This window comes from Microbacterium sp. NPDC087589 (assembly GCF_044743635.1).
In the GTDB taxonomy this organism is placed as follows: Bacteria; Actinomycetota; Actinomycetes; order Actinomycetales; family Microbacteriaceae; genus Microbacterium.
The window spans coordinates 908,154-925,068 of record NZ_JBIUWV010000001.1 but is presented as its reverse complement, the minus strand read 5'-3'; the positions used below and the strand labels follow the sequence as shown (position 1 = coordinate 925,068).

At 68.1% G+C, this 16,915-nt stretch carries 14 protein-coding genes; 9 read left to right on the top strand and 5 right to left on the bottom strand.

Translation table 11 applies throughout. From position 1 onward, the window contains the following. Positions 1-201: 201 nt before the first annotated feature. Entirely contained in the window at positions 202-585 is a 384-nt protein-coding gene (locus tag ACIOU8_RS04625; protein ID WP_400786304.1) for a hypothetical protein, read from the top strand. A 3-nt stretch (positions 586-588) separates the two neighbouring features. Here ACIOU8_RS04625 and bcp read toward each other — a convergent pair whose 3' ends face one another. Genes bcp through aroA form a run of 3 tightly spaced genes read right to left on the bottom strand, consistent with a single transcriptional unit; the run spans position 589 to position 3,464 of the window. Further along, complete coding sequence (gene bcp / locus ACIOU8_RS04620) at positions 589-1,062, bottom strand: thioredoxin-dependent thiol peroxidase (RefSeq protein WP_400786302.1); 474 nt, start codon at positions 1,060-1,062, stop codon at positions 589-591. Positions 1,063-1,071: 9 nt separating this feature from the next. Beyond that, a complete protein-coding gene (gene rsgA / locus ACIOU8_RS04615) occupies positions 1,072-2,142 on the bottom strand; it encodes a ribosome small subunit-dependent GTPase A (protein ID WP_400786300.1) in 1,071 nt (356 codons plus the stop codon). Further along, complete coding sequence (aroA, locus tag ACIOU8_RS04610; RefSeq protein ID WP_400786298.1) at positions 2,139-3,464, bottom strand: 3-phosphoshikimate 1-carboxyvinyltransferase; 1,326 nt, start codon at positions 3,462-3,464, stop codon at positions 2,139-2,141. Before aroA ends, rsgA begins: the two co-directional genes overlap by 4 nt. Before the next feature lie 69 nt (positions 3,465-3,533). Here aroA and ACIOU8_RS04605 point away from each other — a divergent pair, with 69 nt between their 5' ends. From ACIOU8_RS04605 to ACIOU8_RS04595, 3 genes are read left to right on the top strand one after another with little or no spacing between them, the layout of a single operon-like run. Continuing rightward, positions 3,534-4,196 (top strand): sigma-70 family RNA polymerase sigma factor, encoded by a 663-nt coding sequence (locus ACIOU8_RS04605; protein WP_290160172.1) that lies wholly within the window; start codon positions 3,534-3,536, stop codon positions 4,194-4,196. Beyond that, positions 4,193-4,438 carry a zf-HC2 domain-containing protein gene (locus ACIOU8_RS04600; protein ID WP_311257667.1) on the top strand — a complete coding sequence of 82 codons (246 nt, stop codon included), beginning with the start codon at positions 4,193-4,195 and terminating at the stop codon, positions 4,436-4,438. The genes ACIOU8_RS04605 and ACIOU8_RS04600 overlap by 4 nt, the downstream gene beginning before the upstream one ends. A 41-nt stretch (positions 4,439-4,479) precedes the next feature. Beyond that, positions 4,480-5,778, top strand: coding sequence for a GNAT family N-acetyltransferase (locus ACIOU8_RS04595; protein WP_400786295.1), 1,299 nt, complete (start codon positions 4,480-4,482; stop codon positions 5,776-5,778). 88 nt (positions 5,779-5,866) lie between these two features. Here the strand turns inward: ACIOU8_RS04595 and ACIOU8_RS04590 are convergent, their stop codons facing one another. After that, a complete protein-coding gene (locus ACIOU8_RS04590) occupies positions 5,867-9,550 on the bottom strand; it encodes a multifunctional oxoglutarate decarboxylase/oxoglutarate dehydrogenase thiamine pyrophosphate-binding subunit/dihydrolipoyllysine-residue succinyltransferase subunit (RefSeq protein WP_400786293.1) in 3,684 nt (1,227 codons plus the stop codon). A 159-nt stretch (positions 9,551-9,709) separates the two neighbouring features. Here ACIOU8_RS04590 and ACIOU8_RS04585 point away from each other — a divergent pair, with 159 nt between their 5' ends. The 3 genes from ACIOU8_RS04585 to ACIOU8_RS04575 all read left to right on the top strand — a co-directional run bounded on the left by ACIOU8_RS04585 (position 9,710) and on the right by ACIOU8_RS04575 (position 13,653). After that, positions 9,710-11,164 carry a GuaB1 family IMP dehydrogenase-related protein gene (locus tag ACIOU8_RS04585; protein ID WP_400786291.1) on the top strand — a complete coding sequence of 485 codons (1,455 nt, stop codon included), beginning with the start codon at positions 9,710-9,712 and terminating at the stop codon, positions 11,162-11,164. 114 nt (positions 11,165-11,278) lie between these two features. Further along, positions 11,279-12,595, top strand: coding sequence for a hemolysin family protein (locus tag ACIOU8_RS04580; protein WP_400786289.1), 1,317 nt, complete (start codon positions 11,279-11,281; stop codon positions 12,593-12,595). After that, on the top strand, positions 12,592-13,653 hold the full coding sequence (locus ACIOU8_RS04575) for a hemolysin family protein (RefSeq protein ID WP_400786286.1): 1,062 nt from the start codon (positions 12,592-12,594) through the stop codon (positions 13,651-13,653). Before ACIOU8_RS04580 ends, ACIOU8_RS04575 begins: the two co-directional genes overlap by 4 nt. Positions 13,654-13,716: 63 nt before the next feature. On the opposite strand, the gene ACIOU8_RS04570 is transcribed toward ACIOU8_RS04575, so the two are convergent. After that, a complete protein-coding gene (locus ACIOU8_RS04570; protein WP_400786283.1) occupies positions 13,717-14,784 on the bottom strand; it encodes an NADH:flavin oxidoreductase/NADH oxidase in 1,068 nt (355 codons plus the stop codon). Between the two features lie 56 nt (positions 14,785-14,840). Between ACIOU8_RS04570 and ACIOU8_RS04565 the strand changes: the two genes are divergently transcribed. Beyond that, positions 14,841-15,677 (top strand): NAD(P)H-hydrate dehydratase, encoded by an 837-nt coding sequence (locus tag ACIOU8_RS04565; protein WP_400786280.1) that lies wholly within the window; start codon positions 14,841-14,843, stop codon positions 15,675-15,677. Continuing rightward, the gene (locus ACIOU8_RS04560; protein WP_400786278.1) at positions 15,674-16,912 is read left to right on the top strand and encodes a hypothetical protein; all 1,239 of its coding nucleotides are present in this window, start codon (positions 15,674-15,676) and stop codon (positions 16,910-16,912) included. The genes ACIOU8_RS04565 and ACIOU8_RS04560 overlap by 4 nt, the downstream gene beginning before the upstream one ends. Positions 16,913-16,915: the final 3 nt, after the last annotated feature.

Genomic DNA, 16,915 nt, shown 5'->3' with positions numbered 1-16,915 from the left:
GCATTGCGACGACTCGGATTTCGGGTGCAGATCGGGTTCAGCTACCCTGTATGAGATACGGACGGATGCCCGCTTTCTGTGATGCGAGCGCGAAGCCCGCCCCACGCCGCTGTGGGAGCACATGACGCTGTCCATTCTGTTACATGAAACCGGCGAAATCAAGGGTTTCCGCCGTTCTCATTCGATTCTCAGGAGACAACAGTGCGCTCACCCGGCCTCGCTCTGGCGGCCTCAGCGGTTCTCGCGGCCGAGGGTGCCGCACTGGCCGTCTTCGCCCTCATCGAACTCGTCGGTCTCGGCGCCGGTGATGCCGCATCGTTGCCGACGGCGCTCGCCCTCATCGTACTGACGCTCATCGGCGCTGGCGCTCTCATCGCCTTTGCCATCGGAACAAGGACGGGCCGTTCGTGGGCGCGTTCGGGCGGCGTCGTCTTCCAGGTGCTCGCCATCGCGCTCGCACTCGCCTCGCTCACGCTGCAGCCGATCGTCTGGGCGTTCACGGTCGGGGTCGGCCTGCCGGCTCTGCTGTGCTTCGCGCTGCTGATCGCGAGCACACGCGCCGAGAACGAGCGCCCGGCGAAGTGACTGTCAGGCGTCGATGCCGAGCAACTTGCGCAGACGGGCCACGTGCCCCGTGGCCTTGACATTGTACTGAGCGAGGGTGATCGTGCCCTGCTCGTCGAGCACGAAGGTCGAGCGGATGACGCCCTCGACGACCTTGCCGTAGTTCATCTTCTCGCCCCAGACGCCGTACGCGGTGTGCACGGCGTGGTCGGGGTCGCTGAGAAGAGTGAAGGTGAGGCCGTCGCGCTCGCGGAACTCGGCGAGCTTCGCAGGCTCGTCGCGCGAGACCCCGACCACGCGGTATCCAGCGCTCTCGAGAGATGAGATGCTGTCGCGGAAATCGCACGCCTGCGTCGTGCAGCCGGGCGTCATCGCGGCCGGATAGAAGTAGAGGACCGTCTTCTGGCCGCGGAGATCGTCGAGGCGGACGGTCGCACCGTCCTGGTCGAGGAGAGCGAAGTCGGGGGCAGCGGATCCGGAGTCGAGGCGCACAGTCACACACCCAGCCTACCGGCCGGGGGTCTGCTCCGCCTTGTCGGCGAAGGTCTGCAGAAGCCGCTGCAGCGAGTCCAGGCGGGCTCGTCCTGTCTCGCTCAGCTCGCCGCTCTCGGCCGCTTCGATGAGCGCGCAATCCGGAGCATCGGCGAGGTGCGTGCAGCCGCGCGGGCATTTCTCGGCGATGTCCGCCAGCTCGGTGAAGGCGGCGAGGATGTTCGCGGGGTTCACATGTCCGAGTCCGAAGGATCGGACGCCGGGGGTGTCGATCACCCAGCCGTTGCCCGCCGGACTGACGTATCGCAGCGAGACGGTCGACGAAGAGGTGTGTCGGCCACGGCCGGTGACCTGGTTGACGTGCCCCGTCGCGCGAAGCGCGCTGGGCACCAGTGCGTTCACGAGGGTTGACTTGCCCACACCGGAGTGCCCCACGAAGACCGTGGAGTGCCCGACGAGGGCAGCGCCGATCTCGTCGACCGGCATCTCGTCCTCCGCACTGGTGAAGACGCGCAGATCGAGTCCGTCGAAATGCGATAGGAAGGCACTGGGGTCGGCCAGGTCCGTCTTCGTGACGACCAGGAGCGGACGCACACCGGCATCCAACGCGGCTACCAGGTAGCGGTCGACCAGGCGGGCGCGCGGCTCGGGGTCGGCGGCGGCGACGACGACGAGCATCTGATCGGCGTTCGCGACGATGACCCGCTCGACCTGGTCGGTGTCGTCGGCGCTGCGCCGCAAAAGAGATGTGCGGTCGACGACGCCGATGATCCGGCCCAGAGTGCCGTCTTCGCCCGAGACGTCGCCGACGACCTTGGCGTGATCGCCGGTGACGATCGGGTTCCTGCGGAGCTCCCGCGCCCGTGCCGCGGTGATCATGCGCTCGTCGGGCGTGTCCTCGTCGATCAGCACCGAGTAGCGACCACGGTCCACCCCGAGTACGCGGCCGATCTGCGCGTCGTCATGAGCCGGTCGTCGCTTGGTGCGCGGGCGGTTGGCCTTCGGATTCGGGCGCGTGCGGATGCTGCTCTCGTCATAGTCCTCGAAGTCGTCCTCGAGGTCGTCGGAGTCGTCGAGCCAGCTCACGTGGACGCGCCTCGCAGCATTCGCTCCCACAGGAGGGTGAACTCCGGAAGGGTCTTGGACGTGGTGCCGATGTCGTCGATCTCGACCCCGGGAACCCGCAGGCCGATGAGGGCTCCCGTCGTCGCCATCCGATGGTCGTGGTGCGCCGCCCAGCGGCCGCCGTGCAGTTCTCGCGGAATGATGCGCAGACCATCGGAGAGCTCCTCCGCTTCGCCGCCGAGGGCGCGCACGTCACCGATGAGAGCTGCGATGCGATCGGTCTCGTGGAGTCGGATGTGACCGATGCCGCGGATGGTGGTGGGGCCGGACGCGAATGCAGCGAGCCCGACCAGCGTCGGGGTCAGCTCGCTCGCCGCAGACAGGTCCATGTCGAGTCCGCGGATCTCGGTCCCCGCCCTGACCGTCAGCGTGCCGCTGTGACGGCCGACGTGCGCGCCCATGGCCTGCAGGATCTCGGGAAGCAGAGCGCCCGGTTGGGTGGAGTGCACCGGCCAACCCGGCACCGACACCGCGCCACCCGTGACAAGTGCAGCGGCGAGGAACGGGGCGGCGTTCGAGAGATCGGGCTCGATGGCGATCTCCTTGGCACGTGGCACGCCCGCCTCCACGAGCCACTCACCCGTCGCGGGGCGCTCGATCCGGATGCCGCGCCGGCTCAGCGCCTCGATGGTCATGTCGATGTGGGGCAGGCTCGGCAGATGTTCGCCGGTGTGCACGAGGTGCAGACCCACATCGAAGCGCGGGGCGGCGAGCAGGAGTCCCGAGACGAACTGGCTGGATGCCGAGGCGTCGATCTCGACGCGCCCGCCGCGGATGCGACCGTGGCCGCGGACGGTGAACGGCAGGGCCCACGTGCCCTCATCGTCTATGTCGACTCCGAGGTCGCGCAGAGCGCTGATGAGGCCGCCCATCGGTCGGTGGAGGGCCGTCTCGTGCGCAGTGAGATGCACGTCACGCTGGGCGAGCCCCGCCAACGGTGCGATGAAGCGCATCACCGTGCCGGCCTGGCCGCAGTCGATCGTCGTGCCGCCGACGAGCTTGGCCGGAGTGATCGCGAGGTCGGGCCCGAACTCTCCGTCGCCGTCGATCTCTTCGATGCCGACGCCCAGGGCGCGGAGGGCGTCGATCATGCGGCGGGAGTCGTCGGAGTGCAGAGGGGCGATGAGTCTGCCCGGTCCGTCCGCGATCGCGGCGATGATGAGCTCGCGATTCGTGAGCGATTTCGAGCCGGGGATGGTCACTGTCGCATGAACGGCTGCGGTGCTGGTCGGCGCGACATAGACGCCCTGGACAGGGGAGGGGGAATACCTGTTGGCGCTCATCGGTTCCCACCTTAGTAAACGCGAGTGTCCGGATGATCGAATACGGGCGCACGCCGAGAAGGAGAGAGCATGCTCGCAACGCTGGAACGCGAGTCGGTCGACCTCACCCGCCTAGACTGGCCGGTGATGGATGACACGGCAACCGCAGAGACGGTCAGCGACCCTCGGCGCGAATTCGAGGAACAGGCGATCCCGTTCATGGATCAGCTCTATGCCGCGGCGATGCGCATGACGCGCAACCCGGCGGACGCTGCTGACCTCGTGCAGGAGACCTTCGTCAAGGCCTACGGCTCTTGGGCGACGTTCTCGCAGGGCACGAACCTGAAGGCGTGGCTGTATCGGATCCTCACGAACACCTACATCAACATCTACCGCAAGAAGCAGCGTGAGCCGTTCCAGGGCACCATCGACGAGCTCGAGGACTGGCAGATGGGCGGTGCGGAGTCGACCACCGCCTCGCACAGCCGTTCGGCCGAGGCGGAAGCCATCGACCACATGCCCGCATCGGTCGTGAAGGACGCGCTGCAGGCTGTTCCCGAGGACTTCAGGTTGGCGGTGTACCTCGCTGATGTGGAGGGCTTCGCGTACCAGGAGATCGCGGACATCATGAAGACACCCATCGGCACTGTGATGAGCCGCCTGCATCGAGGCAGGCGAATGCTGCGGGAGCTGCTGGCCGATTACGCCGTGGAGCGGGGAATCTCTGCGGCCGACCCGAGGAGCAAGAAATGACCGACTGCGGCTGCGACAAGGCCCGCAAGGACCTCGAGGAGTACCTCCGCAACGAGGTGTGCAACACCGAGCACACCGAGATCCGTGAGCATCTCGAGAAGTGCCCGTCCTGCCGGGACGAGGCGCTGGTGGCGACGACCCTCACTGAGGTCGTGGCCCGCGCGTGCAAGGAGACGGCACCCGAAGAACTGCGCGACCAGGTGTTCGCGCGACTGCGTGAGGTGCAGGCCTCGCAGCACTGACGCGAGACGCCGCCTGTCGCGTCTGCCCATAGGGTGGAAGGATGACCGACGCGCTAACCGTCCCTGTTGATCCCATGTCCGCTGGGCGCCTCGCGGCGAAGAACCTCGTCTATCGACTCGTCGACAACGGGTCGGATGCTGATACCGAGGCCTTCCTGCGGGCGGAAGCACGCGGCTTCCTCGATGCCGATCCCACGCCCGAGCAGATCGTGGCAGACCGTGAACTGCTCGCGACTCGACGCAATGTCGGCGTGTTCGAGGAGGACGCCCCTGACGGCGATCTCCCCGTCGCCACGGTCAATTCGTGGGTGACCCCGCTGACCGTTCCAGGCGGCGAGGTGCCCATGTGGGCGATCAGCGCTGTCACAGTATCGGGCACTCATCGTCGCCGCGGGATTGCACGGAACCTCCTCGAAGGAGAGCTGCGTGCCGCCGCGGGTGCGGGAGTGGCGCTCGCCGGCCTCACGGTCTCGGAGGCGACGATCTACGAGCGGTATGGATTCGCCTCGGCGATCCCCGTAGCCAAGGTGTCGATCGATGCGCCGAGAGCGGGCTGGAACGGGCCGACCACGGATGGTCGCATCGAATACGTCGATCGCGACACGCTTCAGAAGGACCTGTCCGCCCTGCATGAGGAGGCGCGAACGCAGCGCTCCGGTCAGATCGCGGGGTGGGACGCTCGCTGGGAGCGGATCGCCGGGCTGTCTGTCGGCCACACAGCGCCACGGGCCGTGCGAGGCGTGCACTACGTCGACGCCGACGGAGCCGTTCGGGGGGCGATGGCCTACACGCTCAAGGAGGTCGAGGGGAGTTTCCGCGCCGACATGGCGATCCACCACCTCGCCTCGACCACGACGGACGCGCTGTCCGCACTGTGGCGATTCGCTCTGCAGCACGACCTGGTGTCGAAGGTGATCGTCGATCTGCGTCCGATCGACGATCCGATCACCTGGCTCGTCAATGACCAGCGAGGCGTGGAGCTCACCCCCCACGATCACGGGTGGCTGCGCATCCTCGACGTGTCGGCTGCGCTCGGCGCGCGCACATACCGGGCCCCCCTCGATGTGGTGTTCCGAGTCGAGGATCCACTCGGCTTCGCCGAAGGCTCGTGGCGACTGGCCACGGATGCCGACGGAACGGCTGATGTCACGCGGATCGAGGACGACGCAGAGGCTGACGTCGTTCTCGGTGTCGGGGCACTCTCGTCGATCTATGCGGGAGGGGTCAGCGCTGTTCGACTGCGTGCGGCGGGCCGTCTGCGCGCATCGGCTGAGGCGGCGGCGACGCTGGACGACGCGTTCCGCACGGCAGATGCCCCGCTTCTGGGCATCTGGTACTGAGCGACAAGCAGCCGCCACCACGACAGACGGCACAGAGAGGGGCTCACGGGATCACCCGTGAGCCCCTCTCTGATTCTCGGACAGCCCGTCAGCTGATGGTGAGGGCGTCTCGCAGAAGCTTCGCCTGCTCTGCCGCGTGCACCTTCGACGAACCGGTCGCGGGCGATGCCGACGCCGGACGCGACACCGGGCGGAAGCTGCGGTCACCGGGTACGTCGGCGAATGCGAGAGCGAGGAACGGCCAGGCTCCCTGGTTCTCCGGCTCCTCCTGCACCCACACCAGCTCGGCGTTCGGGTAGGCGTCGGTGATGGCCTTCAGCCCGTCGATCGGGGTCGGATACAGCTGCTCGAGCCTGACCAGCGCAACCTCCGGGTTCGGGTTCTTGTCGAGTTCGGCCTTGAGGTCCCAGTGGACCTTGCCCGAGTGCACGAGCACGCGCTTCACGGCGTTGCGATCGAGACCGCGGTTGTCGTCGAGCACGGGCTCGAAGCGGCCCTGCGTGAAGGCTTCGACGGGGCTCGTCGCTCCGCGCAGACGCAGCATGGCCTTCGGGGTGAAGACGATGAGCGGCTTGCGCGGCCGGGCGTACGCCTGACGACGCAGCAGGTGGAAGTACGACGCAGGCGTCGACGGGCGCGCGACGATCATGTTGTCCTGCGCGCACATCTGCAGGAAGCGCTCTATGCGCGAGGACGAGTGGTCCGGTCCCTGACCTTCATAGCCGTGGGGGAGGAGCAGCGTGACGCTGGACTGCTGCCCCCACTTCTGCTCGGCCGCCGAGATGTACTCGTCGATGACCGACTGGGCGCCGTTCACGAAATCCCCGAACTGGGCTTCCCACAGCACGAGGGCCTCTGGTGCCTCGACCGAGTATCCGTATTCGAAGCCGAGAGCAGCGTACTCGCTCAGCAGCGAGTCGTAGACGAAGAAGCGCCCCTGGGACTCGGAGAGGTTCGACAGCGGCAGCCATTCCTGCCCGTTCGAACGGTCGTGCAGGGTCGCATGGCGCTGCACGAACGTGCCTCGGCGCGAGTCCTGCCCCGCGAGCCGGACGGGCGTGCCCTCGACGAGCAGCGAACCGAAGGCGAGCAGCTCGCCGAAGCCCCAGTCGATGTTGCCGTTGCGGCTCATGTCGAGACGCTTCTCGAGCTGCTGCTGCAGCTTGGGGTGAACGGTGAAACCCTCGGGCTTGTTCACGAACGCGTCGCCGATGAGCTGGATGACCTCGTTGGAGACTCCGGTGATCTCCGGGGCGCCGACCTGCTCGTCAGCGGGAGGAAGGTCCTGGGGGATCTGGTTGGCACCGGTCTCGGCGGCATGCGTCTCGGCGAAGGCGATCTCCAGGCGGTTCTGGAAGTCGGCCTTGGCCTCGTCGTACTCCTCTTCGGTGATGTCACCACGACCGACGAGAGACTCGGTGTAGAGCTTGCGCACCGATCGCTTCGCCTGGATGAGGTCGGTCATCAACGGCTGCGTCATCGAGGGGTCGTCTCCCTCGTTGTGGCCGCGGCGGCGGTAGCAGACGAGGTCGATGACGACGTCGCGGTGGAACCTCTCGCGGTATTCGAATGCGAGCTGCGCGACATGGATGACGGCTTCGGGGTCGTCGCCGTTCACGTGGAACACCGGCGCCTGGATCGTCTTCGCCACGTCGGTCGCGTACACCGAGCTGCGCGAGTCGTTGGGGAGGGTCGTGAATCCGACCTGGTTGTTGACGACGACGTGGATCGTGCCGCCGGTGCGATAGCCGCGCAGCTGAGACATCTGCAGAGTCTCGACGACCACGCCCTGACCGGCGAACGCCGCGTCACCGTGGACCAGGATCGGCAGCCAGGCGAACGTGCCGATCGGCTTGCGGTCCTGCTTGGCGCGGACGATGCCCTCGAGCACGCCGTCGACGGTCTCGAGGTGAGACGGGTTCGCGGCGAGGTAGACCGGGAGCTCGGAGCCGTCGTCGGCGACGAAGGTGCCCTCGGTGCCGAGGTGGTACTTCACGTCGCCGGAGCCTCGCTGGTTGCCGGGGGTCTGCGTGCCCTCGAACTCCTGGAACACGTGGCCGTAGGTCTTGCCGGCGATGTTCGTCAGGACGTTCAGACGGCCCCGGTGCGCCATGCCGATCGCGGCGCCCTCGAGACCGGAGGTGGCTGCACCCTGGAGGATCTCGTCGAGCAGCGGGACGAGCGACTCGCCGCCCTCGAGCGAGAATCGCTTCTGACCGACGAACTTCGTCTGCAGGAAGGTCTCGAACGCCTCGGCCTCGTTGAGCTTGCGGAGGACTCGCAGCTGCTCGTCGTGGCCGGGTTTCTGGTACTTGACCTCGACCTTCTCCTGGAACCAGCGACGCTGCTCCGGGTCCTGGATGTGCATGTACTCGATGCCGAGCGTGCGGCAGTACGAGTCACGCAGGACGCCGAGGATGTCGCGGAGCTTGGCGACCCGACGTCCGCCGAACCCGCCGGTGACGAACTCGCGGTCGAGGTCCCAGAAGGTGAGCCCGTGGCTCTCGATCTCGAGGTCGGGGTGCGAGCGCTGGACGTACTCGAGCGGGTCGATGTCGGCCATCAGATGTCCGCGCACGCGGAACGAGTTGATGAGCTCCTGCACGCGGGACTGCTTGTCGACGCGCTCAGCCAGGTCGACAGCGATGTCGGGGTTCCAGCGGATCGGCGAGTACGGGATGCGCAGCGCAGCGAAGATGTCGTCGTAGAAGCCACGCTGCCCGATCAGCAGCTCGTGCACCTTCTTGAGGAACTCTCCGGAACCGGCACCCTGGATGACGCGGTGGTCATAGGTGCTCGTCAGCGTGATGGTCTTGCCGATCGCCAGCTCGTTGAGGGTCTTCTCGCTCGCGCCCTGGAACTCAGCCGGGTACTCGAGCGCACCGGCGCCGATGATGCAGCCCTGCCCCTTCATGAGGCGGGGGACCGAATGCACGGTTCCGATGCCGCCGGGGTTGGTCAGCGACACCGTGGTGCCCTGGAAGTCGGCGGCCGTCAGCTTGTTGTTGCGGGCTCGCGTCACGAGGTCTTCGTAGGCGACGAGGTACTCGCTGAACGTCAGCGTGTCGGCGCGCTTGATGCTGGGGACCATCAGCGCGCGGGTGCCGTCGGGCTTCGGCAGGTCGATGGCGATGCCGAGGTTCACGTGCGCCGGTGCCACGACCGAGGGCTTGCCGTCGATCTCGGCGTAGAACACGTTCTGGCTGCGGAAGTCGTCGAGCGTGCGGATGAGCGCCCAGCCGATGAGGTGGGTGAAGCTGATCTTGCCGCCGCGGGTGCGCGCCATGTGATTGTTGATGACGATGCGGTTGTCGATCATCAGCTTCGCGGGCACGGTGCGGACGCTGGTCGCGGTGGGGACGGTCAGAGACTCGTCCATGTTCGCGGCGAGGGTCTTGGGGAGACCGCGGAGCGGCGTGACCTTGTCTTCTTCGACGGGCTCCGCAGACTCCGGAGCCTCGGCCTTCGCCGCGGGCTTGGGGGCCTGCGCGGGAATCGGGGCGGCAGCAGCGGGCTTGGTCGTGGTCCGCGCCACGGGCTGAGCGCCGATGACGGGGATGGGCGCGGTCACCGGATGCGCGGGCTGCTCGGCAGCGGGTGCGGGAGCTGCGGCGCCGGTCGCGGCATCCGACTGGTACTTCTCGAGGATGGGCCACCACTCCTTGTCGACGGAGTCGCGGTTCACCTTGTACTGCTCGTAGAGCTCTTCCACGAGCCAGGAATTGGCTCCGAACCCCCCGTCGCCCCCGACGCCGGTCACCTGGTTCGACACGCTCGATCGCCCTCTTTCATCGCTGAAGTCCATATGTGCACACCAGGTCGCAGGATGCGTCCGGGCCCGCACACTCTCGACTTCCAAGCCTAACGTGTTTCCTCGCCCCTTCGGCGAAGGCATGCGCCCTCGGCGCCGCTATCTGAGTACCGTGGGGGTATGGAGTTCTCCGGTGAGTCACCCACAGTCGATCTGACCTATTCCGACGTGTTCCTCGTGCCGCGACGATCCGCCGTCACCAGTCGTCTGCAGGTCGATCTCGCCCCACAGGACGGCACCCCCGCCACCCTCCCGATCGTGGCCTCGAACATGAACTCCGTCACAGGCCCCCGGCTCGCAGCGGTGCTCGCGCGGCGCGGCGGGCTCGGCGTGCTCCCGCAGGACATGCCGCTGCAGGGTCTCGATGCCGCGATCCGCGATGTCAAGGCGCAGCCGGTGCTCTGGGACACACCGATCGTGCTGCCTCCCGAGGCATCGGTGTCGGACGCGCTCCGGCTGATGCCCGCGACCGCAGGCCACGGCATCGTCGTGGCCACGGGTGAGGCTCCGTACGACGCGGAGCGGATTCTCGGAGTCCTGGCGGCGACACGGCTCGCCACCGCGCTGCCGGATGCGCAGCTGGGCGACCTCGTGCACGCCGGCACGCCGTCGCTCGATGCGGATGACATCGGATCGGAGCGCCATGCGTTCGACGTGATCACCGACGCGGGCGTCGACATGGTGACGATCACTCACCACGGTCACCTCGTCGGAACGCTCAGCGCGCGCAGCGCCCTGCGATCGACGCTGTATCGACCGGCGCTGGACGTCGACGGCCGCCTCGCCGTGGCGGCGGCAGTGGGCATCAACGGAGACGTCGCCGCGAAGGCGAAGGCCCTCGCGGACGCCGGTGTCGACGTGCTCGTGGTCGACACTGCGCACGGACATCAGGAGGGGATGCTGCGCGCGCTGACCGCCGTCGCCGCACTGAACCTCGGCATTCCGATCGTGGCGGGCAACATCGTCACCGCCGACGGCGTCAAGGACCTCGTCGAAGCGGGCGCCTCCATCCTCAAGGTCGGCGTGGGGCCCGGAGCCATGTGCACCACGCGCATGATGACCGCCGTCGGCCGACCGCAGTTCTCGGCTGTGCTCGAGACGGCCCAGGCTGCCCAGGAGCTCGGCGCGCACGTCTGGGCGGACGGCGGAGTGCGGTACCCGCGCGATGTGGCGCTCGCACTCGCCGCCGGCGCCGCCTCGGTCATGGTCGGCTCCTGGTTCGCGGGCACGATCGAGGCGCCTGGCGAGCTGCAGAGCGACGCCGAGGGTCGCATCTACAAGGAGTCCTGGGGCATGGCCTCCACGAAGGCGGTGCAGGCCCGGTTCGGGCGTCTGGACGCGTACGAGCGCGCCCGCAAGGAGCTGTTCGCGGAGGGGATCTCGTCGTCGAAGATCTACCTCGACCCGCTGCGCCCCGGCCTCGAGGATCTGCTCGACATGATCACATCGGGCGTGCGCTCGTCGTTCACCTATGCCGGTGCCTCGTCGGTGCCCGAGTTCCATGAACGGGCGCTCGTCGGACTGCAGTCCGCCGCCGGATACGAAGAGGGCAAGGCGCTCCCGGTCAGCTGGTAGCGGTCCGTGCTCGAACGTGCCGCGATCCCGTAGAATCGTGGACACCATGGACGACCCTCCCAGTTGTAGTACATCGCCCCATTGCCTGCCTCCCCGCACCGGGAGGAACGACTGATGGATTACATCCTCTTGGGCGTGGGGCTTCTGCTCACCGTGGGCACCGGGCTCTTCGTCGCGAGCGAGTTCGCCCTCGTCAATCTCGACCGCGCCGATCTGGAAGCGCGGCAGGCCCGCGGCGAATCCCGCCTGTCGCTGACCATCAGCGCGCTGAAGCACACCTCGACCCATCTGTCGTCCGCTCAACTCGGCATCACTCTGACGACGCTGCTGACCGGGTACACGATGGAGCCTGCGCTCTCCAACCTCCTCGGCCCCACTCTGGTGGCATGGAGCATCCCCGAGGCGGCCGTCGGTCCGATCGCCACGATCGTCGCGATGCTGGTCGCCACTGTGCTGTCGATGATCCTCGGCGAGCTCGTGCCCAAGAACTTCGCCTTGGCTCTGCCGCTTGCGACGGCGAAGCTCGTCATACCTTTCCAGGTCGCGTTCACGACCGTCTTCAAGCCCGCTGTCGTGGTGCTCAACGGCAGTGCGAACGGAGTTCTGCGGAGCATGGGGATCGAGCCGAAAGAGGAGCTGTCCGGCGCGCGCTCCGCTGAGGAGCTGTCCTCTCTCGTGCGCCGCTCGGCGAGCGCCGGGCTGCTCGAAGCCGATACCGCGAGCCTGCTCGACCGCACGCTGACGTTCTCCCGATTGACGGCGGCCGACGTGATGACGGCTCGTCCGAGCATGCACGCCCTCGCGGTCGGCGACTCGGCGGACGACGTCATCCAGCTCGCCCGCCGGACCGGACACAGCCGCTTCCCGGTCTACGACGACGACCTCGACGACATCACCGGGGTCGTGCACCTGAAGGCCGCGATCTCGGTTCCGCGTGATCGACGAGGCGAGGTGCCGGTGGGCGCGCTTTCGACAGATCCGCTTCGCGTCCCCGAGACCGTGCACGTCGACGCGCTCATCTCCGAGCTCAGAGCCCGCGGATACCAGCTGGCCGTCGTGGTCGACGAGTACGGCGGCACCGCGGGGCTCGTCACCCTGGAGGATCTCGTGGAGGAGCTGGTGGGCGAGGTCTCGGACGAGCACGACCGCACGCGCGCCGGAGTCGTCCGCGGCCGAGACGGGATCACCTTCCCCGGAGAACTGCGGCCGGATGAGCTTCGGAGCAGGGCGGGGGTGGAGGTTCCGGAGGGCGACGTGTACGACACCGTCGCCGGCTACGTCATGAGCATCCTCGAGCGCGTCCCTTCCGTGGGTGACGAGGTCGCCCTCGACACCGGCACGCTCCAGGTCGTCCGCATGGACGGTCGTCGTGTCGACCGCATCCGCTACGTCCCCAGTCAGGATCTTCCCGCAGAGGTGGTCGGACGATGAACGACTGGGGAGGACTGGCCTGGCTGGTCGTGCTGCTCGTGGCGAACGCCTTCTTCGTGGGGGCCGAGTTCGCGGTGATCTCCGCGCGCCGGTCGCAGATCGAGCCGAAGGCCGACCGCGGATCGCGCGCCGCCAAGACCGCGCTCTTCGCGATGGAGCATGCGACGCTCATGCTCGCGACCTCGCAGCTGGGCATCACCATCTGCTCGCTGTTGATCCTGAACGTCTCGGAACCTGCGATCCATCACCTGCTCGCCGTGCCGCTGCACGCGCTCGGCTGGTCGGACGGCGTCGTCGATGCCGTGTCGTTCGCGATCGCCCTGCTGATCGTGTCGTTCCTGCACGTGGTCTTCGGCGAGATGGTGCCGAAAAACCTCGCTTTCTCGTTGCCTGAGCGCGCGGTGCTCATCCTCGCGCCACCCCTCGTGTTCGTGTCGAAGATCTTCATGCCGGTGATCTGGGTGCTGAACGCGGCCGCCAACGGCGTGCTGCGGCTGTTCCGGGTCGAGCCGAAGAACGAGGCCGCATCGACGTTCACGCTCGATGAGGTCGCGACGATCGTCGACCAGTCCCGGCGAGAGGGGGTGCTCACCGATACGGCGGGCACTGTGGCGGCGGCGGTGGAGTTCACCGACAAGAAGGCTCGCGATGTGGCTGTGCCGCTCAGCGATCTCGTGACGCTTCCGCAGTCGACGACTCCGGACGACGTCGAGAAGGCCGTCGCCCGTTACGGGTTCTCGCGCTACGTGATCGTCGACGACGAGGGGGCGCCTGTCGGATACGTCCACCTCAAGGACGTCCTTCGGGCATCGGACGGACCTGGTGCTGCCGAGAAGCTGGTCGAGCCGCTGCCCTCGAAGCGCATCAACCACATGGTTCCGGTGCAGGAGGACACCGATCTGGAGGACGCTCTCGCCGTGATGCGCCGAGCCGGACGCCACCTCGCGAAGGTCAGGGACTCTCAGGGGCGCACGACCGCCGTGCTCTTCCTCGAGGACATCCTCGAGGAGCTCGTCGGCGAGGTGCAGGACGCGACTCGTCGCATCCGCGGCCACTGATCTGCGATCACGAAGAAGCCCCCGAGTCCCTGCGGACCCGGGGGCTTCTCTGCGGGGTGCGTGTCAGCGCCAGCGCGCCCGCTCGTACTGGGGCGGCCAGTTGATCTCGGCGCCGAGCTCGTGTGCGGCCCGGAGCGCGAAGTGCGGATCGCGCAGCCACTCCCGACCTGCGAAGATCGCGTCGGCCGCGCCGTCGACGAGCACCTGCTCCGCCTGCTCGGCGGCGGTGATCAGCCCGACCGCCGTCACCGGGATGCGTCCGCCCTGTCGCACGGCCTCGGCGAGCGGCACCTGGTACCCGGGGAACACGCTGATCTGCTGATGGGCCACGAGCCCTCCGCTGGAGACATCGACGAGGTCGGCTCCGTGCTCGGTCGCCCAAGCGCTCACCGTCGCCGCTTCGTCGGGGGTGAAGCCGCCCTCGGCGTGATCGGTCGCCGAGATGCGCACGAACACGGGCACATCCTCGCCCGCGACCTCGCGGATCACGTCGACCACCCTGAGGAGCAGCCGAGCGCGGTTCTCGAGCGAGCCGCCGTACTCGTCGTCTCGCAGATTCGACAGAGGGGAGAGGAACTGGTGCAGCAGGTATCCGTGCGCACCGTGGACCTCGAGCACGTCGAATCCGGCGTCGAGGGCACGGCGGGTCGCCGTCGCGAACCCCTCGATGACGGCGTCGATGCCGTCCTGATCGAGCGCCGCAGGTTCGGCGAACCCCTCGAACGGGACGGCGGAGGGCGCCGTGGCCGTCCATCCGCCCTGAGACTCGGGCACCGACCCGCGCTCGTCCGCCCAGGGCCACCACGTCGACGCCTTGCGGCCGGCGTGCGCGAGCTGGATGCCCGCTGCGGCTCCGCGCGCATGGATGGCGTCGACGATCGGCACCCACGCGTCGCGCTGCTCGTCGTTCCAGAGCCCGGCATCCCTGGGCGAGATCCGGCCTTCCGGCACGACGGCCGTGGCCTCGGCCACGATCAGACCCGCGCCGCCGGAGGCGAACTGGGCGAGGTGGGTGTGGTGCCACTCCTGCACGACCCCGTCGACCGCGCTGTACATGCACATGGGAGACACCCAGAGCCTGTTGCGGAACGTGACGGAACGGATGCTCAGAGGGGAGAAGAGAATGCTCACCCCTCGACGCTACCGGCCGGGTGGGGCGGTGCGGGCCATCGCACTAACGTGGAGTCATGCCCGACGCACGCGACTGGTCCCGCGACGACACTGCACGCTTCCTGCGCGTGCCCGGAGCCGACGACGACAAGTACTCTCGCGGTGTCGTCGGCCTGCGCACCGGATCATCCGCCTATCCGGGTGCCGCAGTGCTCGGCGTCGAGGCGGCGTGGCGTGCCGGCGCCGGATTCGTGCATTACATCGGCGAGGGCAGAGCCGCGGACGCCGTGATCGCACGACGCCCGGAGACCGTGGTCAGTCCGCGGGCGGCCGACGCACGCGTCGGCGCCTGGGTCATCGGGTCAGGGACGGATGCCGCGAGCAGGAGCACCGAGGCGGAGAGCGAGCTGCGCGACCTGCTCGACGGGGTCGTGCCTGTGATCGTGGACGCGGGAGCACTCGACCTGGCGCGGGGGAGCCGTGCGCCGCGGGTGCTGACGCCGCACGGACGGGAGTTCGAACGGCTGCAAGATCAGCTCGGACACAGTGCCGTCGACGACCGCGTCAGCGCAGTCGCCCGGGTCGCGGATGCCGTCGGCGCCGTCGTGCTGCTCAAGGGCGCGCAGACGCTGATCGCGGATCCGGACGGACTCGTCATCCGTGTGCACGCGGGCACCGGCTGGCTCGCGACGGCGGGCACCGGTGATGTCCTCGGCGGGGTGCTCGGCGCGCTGATCGCCGCGAACGCCGACGCACCACTGGCCGAGGTCGCAGCGGCAGCCGCCTGGTTGCACGGCCATGCCGGGGTCCTCGCCTCTGCCTCGGGCGCGGAAGGCGGCGCGACGGGGCATCCGATCGTGGCGCTCGACGTCGCCGAGGCTCTGCCTCGCGCATTCTCGGACGTCGTCGCGTGAGCCGAGCCTCCTCGATGCGTCTCGTCGCGCTGTGGAGCGCGTTCGGACTCGTGCATCTCGTCACGGCGGTCGCCGGCTGGCTGTATCCGAGCCAGCCTATGGGCGACGTGGTGCTGGTGTACGAGCCCTGGTCGTCGGCGGCGCTGTCGGGTGGGGCGATCGTCGGAGTCACCGAGACGTGGGTCTATCCGCAGCTCGCGCTCGTGCCCATGCTCTTCGCGAAGATCCTGTCGACACCGCTCATCGCGGTGCTGGGAGCCTCCGAGGCCTATCTGATCGCCTGGGCGGCGCTCGTCACGGTGCTCGATGCGATCGCCTTCGCCGTGCTCGTCGGGCGTTCGCCGTCGCAGCCACGGCGAATCGCCGCATGGTTCTGGATCACCGCCCTGCTTCTGCTGGGACCGATCGCGATGTACCGCATCGACGCGATCACGGTGCCGCTCGCGGTGATCGGCGGACTCTGGCTGGTGCGCCGCCCCGCTGCCGCAGCCGCGCTGCTGGCAATCGGCGCCTGGATCAAGATCTGGCCGGGTGCGCTGCTGCTCGCGGCCATGGTGGCAGCCAGGAGCCGGATGCGGGTCCTGCTCACCGCCGCGGCGGTGTCGGCCGCCGTCCTCATCGTGTTGGTCGCCATCGGGGCCGACACCGAGATCTTCGGGTTCCTGACGGAGCAGACCGGACGCGGTCTGCAGATCGAGGCCGTCGCTGCGACCCCGTTCCTGTGGCTCGCGATCGCCGGGGCCGCCCGCATCGAGTACAGCTTCGACATCCTGACCTTCCAGATCAGTGCTCAGGGTGCGGATGCCGTGAGCGCTGTGCTCACACCGCTGATGGCGGCACTCGTCGTCGTGATCACGGTGATCGGCGGGCTCAAGGCGTCACGCGGCGCCTCCTTCGCCCGGCTGTTCCCGCCATTCGCGCTGAGTCTCGTGACGACCCTGATCGTCATGAACAAGGTCGGTTCTCCGCAGTTCCAGACCTGGCTGATCGCTCCGGTCATCCTCTGGCTCGTCCTCGACCGCACACGAGCGGTCGCCCCTGCACTCCTCGTGCTCGCGCTGTGCGCCTTCACGTGCCTGATCTATCCGCTGAGCTACGACGCGCTGCTGCGTGCGGAGACGCTGCCCGTCGCCATCCTGACTCTGCGGAACGTCGGGCTGCTCGTGCTCCTCGCTGTCGGCATCCGCGCCCTCGTCCACGTGCCCGCCCGCCGTCCGTCCACCACCAGGGAGTGAACC

Excerpts from the sequence above, each read along its gene's own strand:
- aroA (WP_400786298.1), bottom strand. The coding sequence starts at position 3,464 with ATGAGCGCCAACAGGTATTCCCCCTCCCCTGTCCAGGGCGTCTATGTC.
- ACIOU8_RS04595 (WP_400786295.1), top strand. The coding sequence starts at position 4,480 with ATGACCGACGCGCTAACCGTCCCTGTTGATCCCATGTCCGCTGGGCGC.
- ACIOU8_RS04605 (WP_290160172.1), top strand. The coding sequence starts at position 3,534 with ATGCTCGCAACGCTGGAACGCGAGTCGGTCGACCTCACCCGCCTAGAC.
- ACIOU8_RS04575 (WP_400786286.1), top strand. The coding sequence starts at position 12,592 with ATGAACGACTGGGGAGGACTGGCCTGGCTGGTCGTGCTGCTCGTGGCG.
- ACIOU8_RS04565 (WP_400786280.1), top strand. The coding sequence starts at position 14,841 with ATGCCCGACGCACGCGACTGGTCCCGCGACGACACTGCACGCTTCCTG.
- ACIOU8_RS04600 (WP_311257667.1), top strand. The coding sequence starts at position 4,193 with ATGACCGACTGCGGCTGCGACAAGGCCCGCAAGGACCTCGAGGAGTAC.
- ACIOU8_RS04585 (WP_400786291.1), top strand. The coding sequence starts at position 9,710 with ATGGAGTTCTCCGGTGAGTCACCCACAGTCGATCTGACCTATTCCGAC.
- ACIOU8_RS04580 (WP_400786289.1), top strand. The coding sequence starts at position 11,279 with ATGGATTACATCCTCTTGGGCGTGGGGCTTCTGCTCACCGTGGGCACC.